The following is a 17808-nucleotide window of genomic DNA, read 5'->3' as shown; positions in this document are numbered from 1 at the left end:
ATCGCATGAACCTTCCCCGCATGCAGCTCACGGCCGGAGAGCACACCCTGCTGGTGTACGTGGCGCGCAGCGCCGAGGAGCGGGCCGTCGGCCTGCAGCACCGGCGCGAACTTCCCGCCCACGAGGGCATGCTGTTCATCTGCGACCGCCGCGAGGTGCTGTCGTTCTGGATGAAGGACACGCCGCTGCCGCTGTCGATCGCCTTCCTGCACGAGGACGGCACCGTGCTGAAGATCGCGGACCTGGAGCCGCACGACCTGGAGGGCGAATCCTCCGAGCACCCGGTGCGCTTCGTGCTGGAAGTGAACCAGGGCTGGTTCCAGGAACGTGAACTCGGGCCGGGGGCGAGGTTCGACGGGCCGGTGTTCCTGGCACGCCGCGAGCAGGAACTCAGCCCGCAGCGCGGATGAAGCGCGCGGCCGCCTCTATCACCGCCTGCGGCTGGTCCCGGTGCGGCGAGTGGCCGCAATCCGGCAGTTCCAGCAGCTGCGTGTGCGGCACGGCGCGCGCGATGCCGCGGATCTGCTCCAGGGTTCCGTATTCGTCGTCCACGCCCTGCACGGCCAGCAGCGGGCAGCGGATGGCCGCGATCTCGCGCTCGATGTTCCAGCTGCGGAAGGCCGGGTCCAGCCAGATGTCGTTCCAGCCCCAGAAGGCGGAATCGGCATCGTCGTGGTAGCGGCCCAGGCGCTGCTTGAGATCGGTCTCCAGGTAGGCCTCGCGCGCCTGCTCGATGCTGGTGACGGACACATCCTCCACGAAGATGTGCGGCGCCAGCACGATCGCCCCGCGCAGCGCCTGGGGGAAGGCTGCGGCGTAGAGCAGGGCGATGGAGCCGCCGTCGCTGTGGCCGAACAGCCAGAGCGGCTCGCGCGCGGGATCGAGTTGCAGCGCCTGCAGCAGGGCGGGCAGGACTTCGTGCGCCTGCCGGTGCATGAAGCGGGGCGTCCAGCGTTCTTGCGCCGGGCGCGGCGTGGAGCGGCCGTAGCCGGGGCGCGAATACATCAGCCCGCGGGCGCCGGCGGCCTCGCACAGGCGCGCGGGGAAGTCGCGCCACATCGCCACCGACCCGAGCCCCTCGTGCAGGAACACGAGCACCGGGGCGCCCGGCGCGGCGCTGCCCACCCACTGGTATTCGATGTGCACCGGCTGGCCCGCCCAGTCGATCTGCGCGCGGCCGGCGTTTCCAACAGAAGCTGACATGGCACCGCAATATAGTGGATGCCCACAGGAGAGCTTCGATGAAGGAAACTGCCGCCCGCCCCGAAGGCGCCGAGGAAATGCCGCAGGCCACCCGCCTGGACGACGTGCGCATCCGCGACGTCCGGCCGCTGATCTCGCCCGCGCTGCTGCAATACGAACTGCCCGTCGACGAGGCGACGCTCGCGTTCATCGAGCGCAGCCGCGCGCAGGTGTCCGACGTGGTGCACGGGCGCGATCCGCGCCTGCTCTGCGTGGTGGGCCCGTGCTCGATCCACGACCACGGCCAGGCGATGGACTACGCGCGCCGCCTGCAGGCGCTGGCCGGCGAACTGCAGGAGGACCTGCTGCTCGTGATGCGCGTGTACTTCGAGAAGCCGCGCACCACGGTCGGCTGGAAGGGCTACATCAACGACCCGCGCCTGGACGGCAGCTTCCGCATCAACGAGGGCCTGCGGCTGGCCCGCGAGCTGCTGCTCGAGATCGCGCACGTCGGCATTCCCGCCGGCACCGAGTTCCTGGACCTCCTGAGCCCGCAGTACATCTCGGACCTGATCTCCTGGGGCGCGATCGGCGCGCGCACCACCGAGAGCCCCAGTCATCGCCAGCTCGCCTCGGGCCTGAGCTGCACGGTGGGCTTCAAGAACGGCACCGACGGCAGCGTGCAGATGGCGGCCGACGCCTGCATCGCCTGCCGCTCGCCGCATGCCTTCCTGGGCATGACCAAGATGGGCGTGGGCGCGGTGTTCGAGACCGAGGGCAACGAGGACTGCCACATCATCCTGCGCGGCGGCTCGCGCGGGCCCAACTACGAGCCGCAGGACATCGAGGCGGCGTGCGCGATCCTGCGCAAGGCCGGCACCATCGGGCGCGTGATGGTGGACTGCTCGCATGCGAATTCCGCCAAGGACTGGCGGCGGCAGCCCTGGGTGGCGCGCGAGGTGGCGCGGCAGATCCGGGCCGGCGAACAGCGCATCCTGGGCGTGATGATCGAGAGCCACCTGCGCGAGGGGCGGCAGGACCTGAAGGCCGGCGTCGCGCTCGCGCCCGGGGTCTCCATCACCGACGGCTGCCTGGGCTGGGAGAGCACGGAGGAAGTGCTGCGGGAGCTGGCCGCGGCCGTGCGCGAGCAGCGCCGGTAGCCGGCGCGCCGGACCCGTCCTCCGATCGCACGAGCCGCGCCGCTGCGCTCCTGCCTTCTGCCGCTATGCTGCCTGGATGACCGTCGCCGCCTGCGCACCCGCCGATCGCCTGCAGCGCCTGAGCGCGTACCTCGAGCAGGACCCCTCCAATGCGGCGCTGCTGGCGGAGGCTTGCGACACGGCGATCGGTTGCAGCCAGCACGAGCGGGCCGAGGCGTTCATCGCCACGGCCGAACGCCTGGGGCTCGATGCGGCGCAGTGGATGTTCCGGCGGGCGCGCATCGCGATGGCCCGCCGCGAACTGGCGACGGCGGCAGACCTGCTGCGAGAAGTGCGGACGCTGGCCGGGGAGCATCCCGCCATCGCGCACGATCTCGCCTACGTGCACCTGCTGCAGGACGATGCGCAGGCCTGCCGCGAGGCGGTGCAGCCGTGGCTGGCCGCCTGCGCGGACGCGCCGGACCAACTGGAAGCCCTGCAGCTGCTCTGGCTGCGGGCGATGCACCGCCTGCACGCGCTCGACGAGGCCATGGAATGGGCGCAAGCCCGGGTCGCGGACGGCACGCTGCAGCCCCGGGCCGCCGGTGCCGCCAGCCTGATCGCGCTGGACCTGGAAGCCTTCGCCGCAGCACGCGAATGGGCCGAGCTGGCGCTGGCCGCCGACCCGCAGCAGGTCGAAGCCCTGGTCGCGCGCGGCTCGGTGGCACTGGCCACGGGCGAACCGGCGCAAGCCAGTCACCTGCTGCAGCAGGCGCTTGCGCGCAACCCCGACGACGGCCGCATCTGGTCTGCCCTGGGCATGGCCAGCCTGCAGGCGCAGGACCTGCCGCAGGCCCAGGCGCAACTCGAACAGGCGGTGCGCGCCATGCCCGGTCACCTCGGGACCTGGCATGCGCTCGGTTGGGCGCGGCTGCTGCGGGGCGACCGGGAAGCTGCACTCGGCGCGTTCCGGGCCGCGCTGGAGATCGACCGCAACTTCGCGGAAACGCACGGGGCCATCGGGCTCGTGCTCGGTCTTTCCGGGCTCGGCGCCGAATCGCAGCATCACCTGGCGCTGGCGGACCGGCTCGATCCGGCCAACGTGACCGGCCGCTACGCGCGCGCGCTGCTCGCCGGCGAAGCGGGCGACCGGGAAGCGCTCGCCCGGCTGGCCCGGCGCCTGCTGGACCGCCGCGGCTTCTTCGGCGGGAAGTTGAGCGAGACGGTCCTGCGCCAGACGGGTCGCCGGGACTGAGCGGCCCTTCGGCTGGCGCCGGCTCTCCGTTCTGGCCCGCCGCGGTCGGCCCGCCGCCGCACACCACATCCCTCCGATCGCCATCGATGCCGGTTTAGCCCGCTAAACCGATCCGCTCCCGCACGGATGTACTGACCGAGGCGTCCACCCGGAATGCCGCAGTCATCAACCCGCATCGAAAGAGCAAAAGATGGTAGCGATTGTCAGCGGCATCAGGCCGGGTCTGGACCTCTCATCGCGTGAAGTGCTCGGCCAGGCCGGGATGATCGGCAACGCTGCGGAGGGTCGCAACGGGCAAGGGGTCTACGTCAACGTCGCCAACGGGCTGCTGGTCCTCCAGAGCCGTGACGAGCTCCTCGTCGGTCGGGGCGAGGATGCCGCGGTCGTGCGCACCTACAACAGCGCCGGCGTGTTCAACGACGACAACGGGGACAACTGGGCGAGCGGGGTCGTTTCGCTGCAGCTTGCCGGCGTGCTCAATGCGGCGGGCAGCACCATCAGCCGCACCGAGCGGGACGGCAGCACCGCCGTCTACACCTTCGATGCGGTGCGCAGCCTGTATGTCAGCACCGAAGGCGCGGGCGCCTACGACACCATCGCCTACGTGGCGGCCGACGCGCAGTTCGAATGGCGAGACGGCGGCACCGGCGCGACGCAGCGCTTCGAAGGCACCGGCGCGCGCAGGCTGCTTTCGAGCAGCGACACGAACGGCAATGCGCTCAGCTACGCCTATGGCGCGAACGGCTTCCTGAGTTCGGTCAGCACCGCCACGGGCGAAACCACCTTCTACGATTACGCCGGCAACAATCTCTCGCAGGTCCGCACCGTGGCCGGAACGGTCACCACCACGCGCGTGCGCTACGGCTACGACCTGAGCAACCGTCTCTCGACGGTCACCGTCGATCTCTCACCGGCGGACGGCAGCATCGTCGACGGCAAGACGTACCAGACCACGTACAGCTACGACGGCACGAGCAAGCGCATCGCCAGCGTCACGCAGACGGACGGCAGCAGTCTCGCCTTCACCTATGTCGAAGCGACGCCCGGCAACTTCAAGCTTGCCACCGTGCGCGACGCGCTGAACCAGACCACCACCTTCACCTATGGCGCGGGCCTGACCACGGTCACCGACGCCCTGGGCCTGGCGACCCGCTATTCCTTCGATGCGTCCGGGCGGCTGACGAAGATCGTCGCACCCGCCGTGACGGGCACGACGCCGGTGCAGCAGTTCGGCTACAACGCCAACGGCGACGTGACTTCGGTGATGGATGGCCAGGGACGCGCGGTCACCTTCGCCTATGACGCCAACGGCAACCAGGTCCTGCAGCGCGACCAGGCCGGCAATACGGTCACGCGCACCTTCGACGCGCGCAACCAGCTCCTGACGGAAAGCGTCTACGTCGTACCGGATCCTGACGGTGCCGGGCTGGCAGAGGCCGCCACCCCGCTCACCACGCGCTACGTCTACGACGCCGCGGGCCGCAACCAGCTGCGCTTCGTGGTGAGCGACGAGGGCCGCGTGACGGAGCATCGCTACAACGGCTTCGGCGAGCGCATTGCCTCCATCACCTATACCGCGGCGCTGTATCCCACGGCCGCGCTCGCCGCCGGCGCGGCGCTGGCCGAAGCGGGCGTCGCGGCGTGGGCGGCCTTACAGAACCCGGCGGCCACGCAGCGCGTGGACTTCGCCTACGACGGGCGTGGCCAGTTGCAGTCGCGCACCAGCTTCGCGAGCGTCAGCGCCACCGGCGCGGGCGTCGCCGACGGCTCGCAATCCGTGCAGGCCTACGTCCATGACCAGGCCGGCTTCCTGCTCAAGACGGTGTCCGCGGTCAACGGCACCACCAGCTACACCTATGACGGCCTCGGCCGCGTCTTGAGCACGACGGATGCGCTGGGCTCCGTCACCCTGACGCAGTACGCGGACAGCGCAGGCAAGACCGTCGTGACGCTCGCCAACGGACTCGTCAAGACTTCCACTTACGACAAGGCCGGTCGGCTGGTCTCGGTCGCCGAAGGCAGTGCTGCCGGGGCGCTGCTGGGCGAGACGAAATACTTCTACGACGCCGACAACCGCCTGCGCATGACGCAGGATCCCACCGGCGCGCGCACCTGGATCCTGTACGACGCGGCCGGCCGCAAGGTGGCGGACGTCGATGCGAACGGCTCGATGACCGAGTACGCCTACGACGGCAGCGATCGCCTCACCTACGCTATCGACTGGGGCAACGCCGTCGATACGGCGCTGCTGGTCGACCTCGCGGGCCAGCCGGTCACCACCGTGACTGCGGCGGCGCTGCGTCCGCTGGCATCCACCTCCGACCATGCCACCTGGCGCGAGTACGACGCAGCCGGGCGACTGCTGCGCCTGGCGGAAAGCTCCGGCAGCGGGCAGACGGCAGCCGTCACGGAGAACCGATACGACGGCGCTTCCCGGCTGCTGGATGTCGTGCGCTACGCCACGCTCGCCCCCACGTCGGGAGTGACGGGCGTGGTGAAGCCCGGTGCAGTGCCCGCCCCCGCTGCGTCCGTCGACGATCGCCTGACGCGCAACTTCTACGGCGACGACGGGCTGCTCGCGGGAACGCTGGACGCCGAGGGTTACCTCACGAGCTTCAAGTACAGCGCGGCGGGCCAGCTCGCGGAAACCATGCGGTACGCCACTGCCACCGCCGCCGCGCTGCGCGCCGAGGGCACGCTGGCCCAGCTCACGCCCGTGGCCAACAAGGCCGATCTCCGCAGCGTGAACCTCTATGACGGCAAGGGCCAGTTGATCGGCGCCGTCGACGCCGAGGCTTACCTCACGGAATACGTCTACGACAACAACGGCAACCAGACCGTCTCCATCCGCTACGCCACCCGCGTCACGGCCGCCGTCACCACCACCAGCAGCGTCGGTGCGATCCGGCCGGCCGCCAGCCCGCAGGACCGGACCACGTCGCGCACCTATGACCCGCTGGACCGGCTGCTGGCCGAAACGACGCCCGAAGGCGTGCGCACCGAGTACGGCTACGACCGGCTGGGCAATGTGGTATCGACCGTGCGGGCGGCGCTGACGACCGAAAAGCGCACCTTGCTCGCCCAGTACGACCTGCAGGGCCGGATGGTCGCCGAGTTGTCGGCGAAAGGCGCCGCCCTGCTCACCGGCGGCCAGACGCAGGCGCAAGTGGACGCGATCTGGGCGCAATACGCGAAGCGGCATACCTATGATGCCGCGGGCCGTCGCACCTCCACCACCGACGCGGTCGGCAACCGCACGCTGTTCTTCTACAACGTGGACAGCGCGCTCACCCATACGGTCAACGCGCTGGGCGAAGTGAGGGAAACGGTCTACGACGCCCGCGGCCGCGCGATCCAGCAGATCTCCTATGCCAACCGCATCGCCACGACCGGCCTGGTGGGCGGCCTCGTTCCCTCGGCGCTGACGACGGCCCTGGCCGCTGGCGCGAACGCGCAGCTGGATGCGAAGGTCACCTTCACCTACACGCGCGACGACCGGACGGCCACCACGATCGACGCGCTGGGCAACGCGACGAGCTTCAGCTACAACACCTTCGGCGACCAGGTGGCCAGTACGCAGGCACTCGGCGACGGGCGCAACCTCGTGCAGGGCTACACGGTGGACCACCGCGGCCTGCGCACGGCGGAAGCGGCGGATCCTGGCGGCCTCAACGCCGTGACTTCCACGGTGTACGACGCATTCGGCCGCGCCATCCGCACGGCGGACGCGAACGGCAATGTGCGCGAGCAAACCTTCGACCGCCTCGGCCGGGTGGTCGCGACGCGCAACCCGCTGGGCGCCGCGGGCAGCAGGAGCTACGACGCCATCGGCCGCGTCCTGACCGAAACGGATGCGCTCGGCAACGTCACCGCCTATGCCTACGACGCGGTGGCGCGCACCGTCGTCGTCACCACGCCCGAAGGCATCCGCACCACGACCGCCTACACGCGTCACGGCCAGGTGCAGAGCATCACCGACGGCAAGGGGCAGGTCACCAGCTACACCTACGATGCCGATGGCCATCTCCTGCAGACGACCACGCCGCTCGCGACGACGGACACGGCCACCTACGACGCCGCGGGCCGCCAGATCGAAACGAAGGATGCGAGAGGCATCAAGGTCGTGTACGCCTACGACGCCGCCAACCGTGTCCTCACCCGCCGCCTCGACCCCACCGGCCTGAACCTGACGACCACCTACGCGTACGACGGCAAGGGGCAGCAGGTCACCGTGACGGATGCCAGCGGCATCGTCACCACCCGCGAGTTCGACAACCGCGGCCGCGTCCTGCGGGAGACGGTGGATCCCGGTGGCCTCGAACTGCAGACGGTCTACACCTACGACGCGCGCGACAAGGTCCTCACCGTGACGTCGCCGGCCGGTACGGTCACGCAGTACGTCTACGACATGCTGGGGCGCCGCGTGCAGCAACGCGATGACCCGGCAGGGCTCGACCTGACGCGCAGGTGGACGTACGACGGCGAAGGCAACGTCGTCTCCAGCACCGATCCCCTCGGGAACATCACACGCTACGCGTATGACGCGGCCAACCGCCTCGTCTTCACGCTCGACCCGTTGGGCAACCTGCGCCAGAACACGTACGATGCCGCCGGCCGGGTGATCAAGACCATCGCCTACGTCACCCCGATTGCGACGATCGGCCTCGCGGCGGCGCCCACCGCAGCCGAGATCCAGCCCCTCATCGTCAAGCTGCCGGCCCAGGATGCCGTCGAACAGCGGGTCTACGACAAGGACGGCCGGGTCGTGGCCACGGTGGACGGCACCGGCGGGGTGGTGAAGTACGGCTACGACGCCAACGGCAAGGTGGTCAGCCGCACCGCGTACGCCAATCGCATCACGCTGGGCACCTGGGTCGTCGGCACCGTGCCGGCTCCGCTGGCCGACGCCGCGAGCGACGACACGACGCAGACCGTGTACGACGCCCTCGATCGTGCCATCTACACGATCGACGGCGTAGGGGCGGTCGTCGCCCAGACGTACGACGGCAACGGCAACGTGCTGCAGCGCACCGCGTACGGGGCCGCGATTGCGCCCACCACCGCGGCGACCCAGGCCGCGATAGCCACCGCAGTGGCCGCGGTGGCGAATCCCGCGCGCGATGCGCTCGTGCGCAATACCTACGACGCAGCGGGCCGGCTCACGTGGAGCGCGGATGGCACCGGCGCCGTCACCCAGCGTGTCTACGACAAGAACGGCAACGTGGTGCGCCAGGTCGCCTATGCCACGGCGGTCGCGGCGAGTGCGGCGCCGGCCAGCGTGCTGGCCAGCGCGAACGACCGCGCCACGGCCATGGCCTACGACAATGCCAATCGACGTGTGTTCACGGTGGATGCGCTGCGCGGCGTCACCGAGCTCGCGTACGACGCCGACGGCCAGGTCGTCCGGCGCACGGAGTACGCGAAGGCGATCGGCTCCATCCCCGCGCTGGGAAGCACCGGCACGGCGGCAGCCATCCGCAACCTGGTGACCGTCAACCCGGCCGCGGACAAGACGACACGCTACGGCTTCGATGCCGCCGGGCGCCAGGCGCTGGTGATCGACCCGCTAGGAGCCGTCACCGAGACCCAGTACAACGCGGCTGGCCAGGCCACCGCCGTGATCGCGTACGCAAGCGTGGCCAGCCTGGTCACCCTTCCCGCCGTCCCCACTCTCGCCGCGATGAAGTCGCTGGTGGAGCCCGACCCGAGCGCGGACCGCGTCACCAAGTACGCCTATGACGCCGCCGGCCGCCAGGTCTACGCGGTCGATCCCATGGGGGCCGTCACGGCCAGGCGCTACGACGGCGCGGGCCGACTGACCGGTACGACCAGCTACGCCACCACCCTTGCGGCAGCCACGCCCAGCAACGCAGCCGGCATTGCCGCAGCCCTGGCCCTGGTGGCCAGCGCCACGCTGGATCACGTCGAAACCTTCACCTACAACGCGGCCGGATGGCGGACCAGCGCGAAGGATGCGCTCGGCGCCAGCGAGACGTACACCTACGACGCGCTCGGACGCAAGCTCACGTTCGTCAACAAGCGCAAGTTCACCTGGACCTACACCTACGACGCCGCCGGCCGCATGCTGACCGAGACCGCGTCGCCGGTGTCGCTCACGACCGTCACGAACGTCGCGGGCAACCTGGTCGCAAGTGCGGCAACCGAGGTCCCGATCGTGACCCGGCTTGCGTATGACGCCCTGGGCAATCTCACGCAGCGCACCGAAGCCTCCGGCCTTCCGGAGCAGCGGACTACGAGCTACGAATACGACGCGCTCGGCCGCCAGGTCCGTGTCATCCATCCGCCAGTGGGCGTCTATAACGCGGCTGGCGATCCGCTCACGACGAACGGGGTTGCCGGCGTGGCAAGCCGGGTGGAAACGACCGAGACGCTGGAGCAACGCACGTACTACGACACTCTGGGCAATGCAGTGGCCAGCGTCGACGTGGGCGGCGCCGTCAGCCAGAGGGCGTACGACCTGCTCGGACAGGTCGTCTACGAAGTGGACGCCATGGGTTACGTCACCGGGCACACCCGGAACGCCTTCGGCGAGGTGACGAGCCTCAAGCGCTACGCCGTCGCGACGAGCCTCGCCAACGCCACCGTCACCGCTGCGGCGCAGGCGGCGACGAAGGCGCAGGTGGAGCTTGCGATCAACGGCGTCGGCGTGGACCACACGTGCGACCGCGTGCTGCTCACCACCTACGACCGCGCCGGCCGTGTCCTCGAGGTGTCGGAACCCGCGGTCTATGTCTACGATTCCAGTGCGGCGGCAGGCCTGCAGGGTGCCACCACCGGCAAGCGGACACGCAACACCTACGACGCCTACGGCCAGCTGGTGCAGGTGAGCAAGCTTCGCAACGCCAATACGAACACGTGGACCACCACGACCCACTACTTCGACGCGGGCGGGCGCGAAACGGCCACCGTCGACGCCCTCGGCTACCTGAGCGCGCGGACCTTCGACGCCTTCGGCAATGTCGTGGAGTCCACCGAATACGAGAACGCGGTGGCTGCGGGATACACGCTGTCTTCCTTTGCCGTGCCGCTGGCAGGCGACAACCGCACCACGACCTTCGCGTACGACCGCCTGAACCGCAAGACGGCGGAAAACCGGCTGAACGTGGAATTCAGCCTCACGGCGAATGCCACCAGCACCCGGGGCACCGTGAGCACGACCTACGCCTACGACGCGGTCGGCAACCAGACGCGCGTGACGGACACGGGGGGCAAGAACACCTTCACCTACTACGACGCACTGGGCCGCGTGACCGCGGTGGCCGCCCCCAGCCGCACCAGCACGGTCAACGGCGCCGCGCTCATCCCGCTGACCGAATTCAAGCGCGACGCGTACGGCAACGTGGTGCTCAAGGTGGAATACGTCAATGGCGCGGCCACGGGCGCCTTCACGGGTACGGCGGCGCCCTCCGTCACGACTTATTCGGTGGCCGCCGCCGACATCGTGGCCGACCGCACGACGCTCGCCCTGTACGACAGCTTCGGCCGCAGCACGCAGAGCACCAATGCCAACGGGGTGAACGAATACACCTCCTATGACGCCTTCGGGCACGTGGCCAAGCACTGGCAAGGCGTGACGGGCAACGACGGCCGCACCCGCACATCGTTCGAGTTCAATGCGTACGACAAGCTCGGGCAACTGGTGGAGACGCGCACGCCCGCGTCCACCTCCGTCGCCGCACTGGGCAGCATCTCCACGGTGGCGCAGTCGGTCGCGGGCGTGGTGAGCACCAGCCTGGAATACAACGCCTTCGGTGAATTGACCCGCAAGGCGACGCAGGGCGAGGAGCGCCAGGAATACTTCGACTACGACATCGCTGGCCGGTTGTGGCGTACCAACAGCGGTGACGGCGTCGACCGCATCAGCCTGTACGACGCGCTCGGCAACGCCACGGCGGAGATTCGCAGCTCGGGCAGCGGTCGCGACAACATCGACATGAGGGTCTTCGCCAGCGCGCAGGCGGCCGACGCCAATCCTTTCACCCGCCGCACCGACATCCAGTACGACGCGCTCGGGCGCGTGACTCAGCGAACGGAGGCTGCGCGGCAGGAACTGCTGGGTGGGGTGAAGGTGATGCGGCAGTTCACCTCCGCCACGGTGATCCCGAGTGCCTCGAGCCAGGTCGACGAAGCCAACATGGCGATTTCCGGCGAGGTCAACAAGGTCGCCCTGACCTGGAACAGCCTGGCGGCTCTGGGCAGCGGGGACGTGAAGGTGTATCTGGAGTACCGGACGCCGCTCGTGACCGTCACGGATGAGAGCAATGTGACGAGCGTCGAGGGCGGCATGGTGCGTTCCATCACCTCCGGGATCTTCAACGGAGACGCCAGCGCTTCAGGGCTGACCCTGCCGTGGGCCGAGATCTCCGCCACGACGAACATCACGCGCATGGTCGTCTACAAGAAGGACGTCGACGGAAACTGGCAGGTGGTCGTGGACCAGGCACCGGGCTACGGAGCCAGCGAGATCACGGTTGCGGCGCCGCCGGACCCTGGCACGAGCGTCACCCTGCAAATGCGCGCCGCCGGCAGCGCTGGCGATACGGGCTGGTGGACCGCAGGCCTCGTGGACTTCGGCAATGCCTTGCGCTTCGACGGTCGCGGCCTGGTAGCGGGCAACTACGAATACCGCGTGACCTTGACGCAGCCGAACCTGCCTGCGCGGGTGACAGGCACCGGCACGATCGGGATCACGCAGCCGCCCTTGAACACGATCACCACACCGATTGCCTACGGCGCGGCTGGCGTCGGCGTGCTGGCGTGGGCCAACCCGGGAGCCACCTACTCGCAAGTGCTGCGCTACCGCGTGAACGGCAGCACCGGCCCCTGGAACACGCTCGCCGTGGCTTTGCGCAACAACGGCCTCTCCGGCGTGGACACTTCCGGCTTCGCGGCCGGGACGTACCAGTTCGAACTGCTCTGGACGCCGGTTGGCCAAGGCGTCCCGAGCGCCCACGCCACCGGCTCCTTCACGGTGGTCGCGGCCGTGCCTCCGGTCGGGGTGCCTCCCAAGAACCTGCCCAACATCGGAGAGCTGTGGATCAGGAGCACGGTGGTGGGTGGGACCGTCGTTTTCCGGAGCGACGAGGCCGGCGGCCCCGTCCTTTTGGGCGGCACCACCGTGTACATGCTGGCCTGGGAGGCCGCGGGCGCCACCGTCGCAGCGTGGCGCGTGCCGGGCGGTGTCTGGAACTATTTCGCGATCGACAACACCTTCCAGTCCCCGGAGGGGGCGGGCTACGCCGGGGCCCAGATGGCGGCGCTCGGCGGCATCGCCCCAGGCACGTACGAAGTCCTCATCCAGGCCGGCTCGCCCGCGAACGCGCAAGCAACAGGCTTGCTGACGATCTCCGCCCCGGTCGCCGGCCACTATGAAACCCGGCTCGGGGTTCGGACGGCGTCCCGCGTGGTCTGGGATGACCCCCCGGCCATCATCATCAGCTACGACGAAAGCGGTGCGCCCGTCTACTACGACCCGCCCGGCTCCTGGCGGACGGAGTTCTACACCGAGACCTACTCGTACCAGGTCTGGATCGACGGGACGACGCCGCCGCCGAAGGTCACGGTCACGACGCCGCCGTACACGCCTGGCTTCTGGACGCAGCCGATCCCGGTGCGGTACGGCGTCAGCGTCACGACGGCGCCCGGTTCCGTCGCCCTGAGCACGACCGAGGGAGCCGTGGCCTCGCAGGCCGCCGTCACCAACGGCGACAACCGGTGGCTGCGGCCCACGATCTCGCAAAAGGTCGACCGCTGGGGCAATGTGCTCGAAATCACCGATCCGCGGACCGCCTACTGGAAGACCACGTACAAGTACAACTTCAACAACCAGGTGGTGCTGCAGACGCGGCCGGACACCGCGGGCAACATCAGCGCCAGCAGCCCCGTCACGGCGATCTTCTACGACCGGATGGGCCGCCAGGTCGCCGTGAAGGACGCCAGGGGCAACGTCAACGGCCAGGTGTTCGATGCAGCCGGCAACCTGGAGCGGGAGGTCCACGCCGATGGCGGCGTCGTGGTCAACGACTACAACGCGTTCGGCGAAAAGACGCAGACGACCGACGCGATGGGCAAGCTCGTCGCGTTCACATACGACAAGATGGGCCATGTGCTGAGCGTGGCCAAAGGCACCGCAGGCGTGTACCGCATCGACTCCGGGGGCGAGTTGGTCGGCGTCACGTTGACCAACCTCACCGAGCGCTGGAGCTACGACCAGCTCGGTCGCAAGCTCACGCAGACGAATGGCAACGCGGAAGTGCTCTCGTACACGTACGACCTGCGCGGCAACGTGGTGGAGACGCGGCAGCCGCTCGGGCAGGTGGTGCGCGCCGCGTACGACCGGCAAGGTCGCAAGACGGCGGAGGTCGACGCCAACGGCGCGAGCAGCAGCTGGACCTACGACTACTTCGGCCAGCTGAACGCGCGCGTGGACCTGGACGGCCGGCACTATACCTATCTGTACGACAAGGCGGGTCAACTCACCTCCCAAACAAGCGACCGCGGCCAGAACATCACCTACGGCTACGACGCGGCGGGCCAGCTGCTCACGATCCGGGATGCCGCCCTCGACAAGACCACCACCTACGCGTACGACCTGAGCGGCCGCAAGCTGCGCGAACGCGTGGTCGAGAAGGGCCTCACCTACCAGGACAACCACCTGGCGTACGACGCCTTCGGCAACCTCCGCGATATCTCCGATGCGCGGGCGCACATCGTCCTGGAGTACGACGCCGTCGGCAATCGCACGCGCGTGGCCAGCTACGTCGACTACCAGGGGACCGCCGGTGAGACGAGCTCGAGCATCGATCGCTACTTCAAGTACGACGCCATGAACCGCCAGACGACGGTGGATGCCGTCGACGCGCTGGGCAATCTCGGCACCCAAGGCCACCAGATCACGTACGACAAGAACGGCAACCGCACGAGCGACCGGTACTGGGGCAACGTCGTGGTCAGCTCGGGAGGCGCGCAGACCATCGTGGGCTTCAACGACGAGAGTGGCGTGGCGATCTACGCCACCACGCCGGTCACCTACACGCAGACGGCCGGCTACACCACCGAGGAATACCGGTACGACAACCTCAATCGGCTGCAGAGCGTGGTCAAGGACAACACGCAGATCGACGTGCGGTACTACGACGGCGCCGACCGCGTGGTGCAGTCCGGTCCTGGCGGTGCCCTGCCGCTGAAGTATGCGGAGATCCTCAATGCCGGCCTGGCACCGGACCAGAAGAACGGCAACGAGACGCGACGCAATCGGTACGACGCCAACGGGCGCCTGCTGCACCAGCGCGTGCTGAAGAGCGACAACTCCCTGAAGGCGGATGTCAGCTGGGACGCGGGCGAAGCGTACAGCGACGGTGACAAGACGATGCGCGCCGACGGCTACGACGCAGCGGGCAACGCCCTGAGCTACGTCACCAAGAATTACGACGGCGGCGCCGTCACCGAGTTCACGACCACCCTGAAGCGGTACGACGGCTACCAGGCGGCAGTGATCAATGGGGTATCTTCGAAACAGCTTCCCGGATCCACGACGCAGGAGTACGACGTCAACGGGTATCTGTTCCGTGTCACCGACTCCACGCAAGCGAACAACACGCGAAGCTTCGTGAACGACGCCAACGGGCGGGCGCTGTTCGTCAACCAGGCGGGCAACGTCCAGCGCCAGTTGATCGTGAACGGCGAGGTGCTGGGAATCTACGGCGTCGGGGTGGACGCGGCGAATCCGTCCTCGGGCAACAACAACAACCCGAACTTCGCGAACGTGGTCGATTTCGACTTCGGCTACGCGAAGATCAGCGCGAACTACCCGGCACCCGGCCCCGGCGCGTACATCGTGCGCACCGGCGACACCCTCCAGACGATCGCGCAGGCGGCGTATGGCGATAGCTCGCTCTGGTATCGCATCGCCGAACCGAACGGGCTGATGTCGAACAGCGACCTGAAGGTCGGCCAGACGCTGAACATCCCGAACCGCGTCTCGACCATCAGCAACAACAGTTCGACCTTCAAGCCCTACGACCCGTCGAAGATCGAGGGGGACAAGACGCCGAGCCTGGCTACGCCGGAGAAGAAGGGGGGAGGGTGCGGGGGGCTGGGGCAGATTTTGATGGTGATCGTTGCAGTCGTTGCGACGGTCTGGACGGCGGGGGCACTAAGCGGTGCGGTTGGCTTCGTGCAGTCGATGAGCGCCGGAATCGGAGTCATGTCGGGCTCCGGCGCCGCAGCCGCTACGGCGCTGGGAACCGTGGGAACTATGGCCGTCGCGGCGGGAGTCGGCTCCGTCGCAAGCCAGGTGGTGGGTCTTGCGACAGGAACGATAGACAAGTTCGACTGGAAAGGGGTTGCACTCTCTGCCATCAGCGCGGGGCTATCAGCTGGCGTGCCCACGAGCATGTTAAGCGGACTGGGGCCGGTGGGTGCTGTCGTTGCGCGTGCGGCTCTAAGTAACGCCTTGACACAGGGCATCGGCGTTGTGACTGGGCTGCAGAAGCGCTTCGACTGGCGTGGTGTTGCGGCGAGCGCTGTTGCCGCAGGCGCCTCCTCGGCGGCGGCGGATGGGCTGCTTGGCGAGACACTGCACATCTCTGATCCTGCCGGCCTTGAGAGTACAAGCATTCAACGCGCAGGGTCTGCGTTCACTGACGCATTCCGGGGTTCCGAACTTGCCGGGCGTGTTCTTGCAGGGACGATTCGTGGCACTGTCGGTGGAGTTACCGCGGCTGTCGCCAACGGAGGTCGCGTAGTCGTTCAGCAAATTGCGATTGACGCGTTTGGCAATGCGTTGGGGGAGTCGATTGCGGAAAGCTCGAACGGCGCGCCGGCAGCGCGGGGACAGTCCGAGGACCCGCTGGGCGACTTCATCGCCAAGAACAACAACTGGGCGGACGTCGACGTCCCGCCAGTCGCGCAGCAGCAGCGCGATGCGCTCTATGGATGGAGCACTGGCAATGACGGACTTGGTTTCAGACCGACAACGGGTGTTGGCACGGTGGGCATGCGGTATCAGGGTGCGCGGTCGCCGATGTTCGACGACACCCGGGTGTTTAGCGACTCGGTTGATCCGAACACGTCGGCCAACGTCGGACAAGATGGCCGCCCGACAGCGTTCATGCCGACGCTTCCCGTAGCTGTTGGAGGAGTTGCCGGCGGTGGAGCGGCTGCGACGGGGGGGTATGAGGTAGTGCGTCCCCGTGGAGCTGGTGGAGCGCCTGGCTATGACCTCGTTAGGGACATGCCGTCAGGCCCTCCCGCGTTGTTGCCAGGAAGCACGAGTCTTGGGCTTGGCGCACCGCCGCAGCAAGCGACAGAGAAGCCATGGTTCGACAGAGCCATTGAGGGAATGCCAATCGGTGTGAAGGCGGCGGCTGGCTTAATGCAGCTCATTACGACAAAGGTTGGCGAGGCCCTGGGGACCACTACGCCGGCTCGAGGAGGAACCTATGTGCTCAAGGACGAAGAAGGCAATGTGGTGAGATCCGGTCGAACAAACGATCTTGCTCGGCGTGAGAAGGAACACTTCCGCAACCCGGCCCTGTGGGACTACACATTCGAAGAGGTTCATCGCACTGATGACTATCGTGAACAGCGCGGGCTCGAACATAAGCTGCACGAAACCTACAATCCAGCACTGAACAAAATTCGCCCCATCAACCCGTCGAATCCGCGAATGCCTGACTATCTTGATGCAGGGGACGCGTACCTTAGGAGGCAGGGCAAGTGAAGCTCCCATACAGTGAAGGCAGCGTGTTTGCTGTTCCGCTGCGCTCTGGCGGATTTGGCATCGGCCTGGTCGCTCGTGTCGCCGCCGACGACTCAGGGGGGGTCTTGGGATATTTCTTCGGACCTAGACGCGAGGCAGTGCCGGCGCTGGAGTCGGTCAGCTTCCTGAATCCTCGCCAGGCACTAAGAGTCGTAAGGTTCGGGGATCCGTTCCTGTTGAATGGCAAATGGCCCATCCTCGGTATGCTCAAAAACTGGGACCGCGGCATGTGGCCTATGCCGGACTTTGTACGCAAGGATGATCTTACGAAGACGGCTTGGCGCGTACGCTACTCAGAAGAGAACCTGACGCAAGCCATTAGCGAAGCGCCTGAACCGTATGACTCGGTGCTTGAAAGAGCTGCCGTGTTTGGTGCCGGAGCTGTTGAACTGATGTTGACGAAGCTACTTCCCTGATGATGGGATCACCGCCTGCCGGCGGGGTTCTCC

The 17808-nt window shown here is 67.9% G+C and carries 6 protein-coding genes; 5 read left to right on the top strand and 1 reads right to left on the bottom strand.

All coding sequences use genetic code 11. The features are described 5' to 3' along the window. Positions 1-5 precede the first annotated feature (5 nt). On the top strand, positions 6-410 hold the full coding sequence (locus JI746_RS13715; protein WP_201690188.1) for a DUF192 domain-containing protein: 405 nt from the start codon (positions 6-8) through the stop codon (positions 408-410). On the opposite strand, the gene JI746_RS13710 is transcribed toward JI746_RS13715, so the two are convergent. Further along, on the bottom strand, positions 391-1203 hold the full coding sequence (locus tag JI746_RS13710) for an alpha/beta fold hydrolase (RefSeq protein ID WP_201690186.1): 813 nt from the start codon (positions 1201-1203) through the stop codon (positions 391-393). The two genes, JI746_RS13715 and JI746_RS13710, sit on opposite strands and share 20 nt — an antisense overlap. A 38-nt stretch (positions 1204-1241) precedes the next feature. Between JI746_RS13710 and JI746_RS13705 the strand changes: the two genes are divergently transcribed. From JI746_RS13705 to JI746_RS13690, 4 genes are all read left to right on the top strand, one after another. Further along, a complete protein-coding gene (locus tag JI746_RS13705; protein ID WP_330893001.1) occupies positions 1242-2342 on the top strand; it encodes a 3-deoxy-7-phosphoheptulonate synthase in 1101 nt (366 codons plus the stop codon). A gap of 76 nt (positions 2343-2418) precedes the next feature. Then, a complete protein-coding gene (locus JI746_RS13700) occupies positions 2419-3576 on the top strand; it encodes a tetratricopeptide repeat protein (protein ID WP_201690185.1) in 1158 nt (385 codons plus the stop codon). 190 nt (positions 3577-3766) lie between these two features. Then, the gene (locus JI746_RS13695; RefSeq protein ID WP_201690184.1) at positions 3767-17320 is read left to right on the top strand and encodes a LysM peptidoglycan-binding domain-containing protein; all 13554 of its coding nucleotides are present in this window, start codon (positions 3767-3769) and stop codon (positions 17318-17320) included. Further along, positions 17317-17775: an Imm26 family immunity protein gene (locus tag JI746_RS13690; RefSeq protein ID WP_201690183.1), complete on the top strand. Its 459-nt coding sequence runs from the start codon at positions 17317-17319 to the stop codon at positions 17773-17775. Before JI746_RS13695 ends, JI746_RS13690 begins: the two co-directional genes overlap by 4 nt. Positions 17776-17808 lie beyond the last annotated feature (33 nt).

It is taken from the genome of Ramlibacter alkalitolerans (genome assembly GCF_016722765.1).
Classification (GTDB): domain Bacteria; phylum Pseudomonadota; class Gammaproteobacteria; order Burkholderiales; family Burkholderiaceae_C; genus Ramlibacter; species Ramlibacter alkalitolerans.
The sequence above is the reverse complement of the archived record's forward strand: the minus strand, read 5'-3'. Positions and strand labels throughout refer to the sequence as shown.

What these genes read in the sequence shown, in the direction of transcription:
- JI746_RS13715 (WP_201690188.1), top strand. Translation starts at nt 6, where the DNA reads ATGAACCTTCCCCGCATGCAGCTCACGGCCGGAGAGCACACCCTGCTG.
- JI746_RS13695 (WP_201690184.1), top strand. Translation starts at nt 3,767, where the DNA reads ATGGTAGCGATTGTCAGCGGCATCAGGCCGGGTCTGGACCTCTCATCG.
- JI746_RS13710 (WP_201690186.1), bottom strand. Translation starts at nt 1,203, where the DNA reads ATGTCAGCTTCTGTTGGAAACGCCGGCCGCGCGCAGATCGACTGGGCG.
- JI746_RS13705 (WP_330893001.1), top strand. Translation starts at nt 1,242, where the DNA reads ATGAAGGAAACTGCCGCCCGCCCCGAAGGCGCCGAGGAAATGCCGCAG.
- JI746_RS13700 (WP_201690185.1), top strand. Translation starts at nt 2,419, where the DNA reads ATGACCGTCGCCGCCTGCGCACCCGCCGATCGCCTGCAGCGCCTGAGC.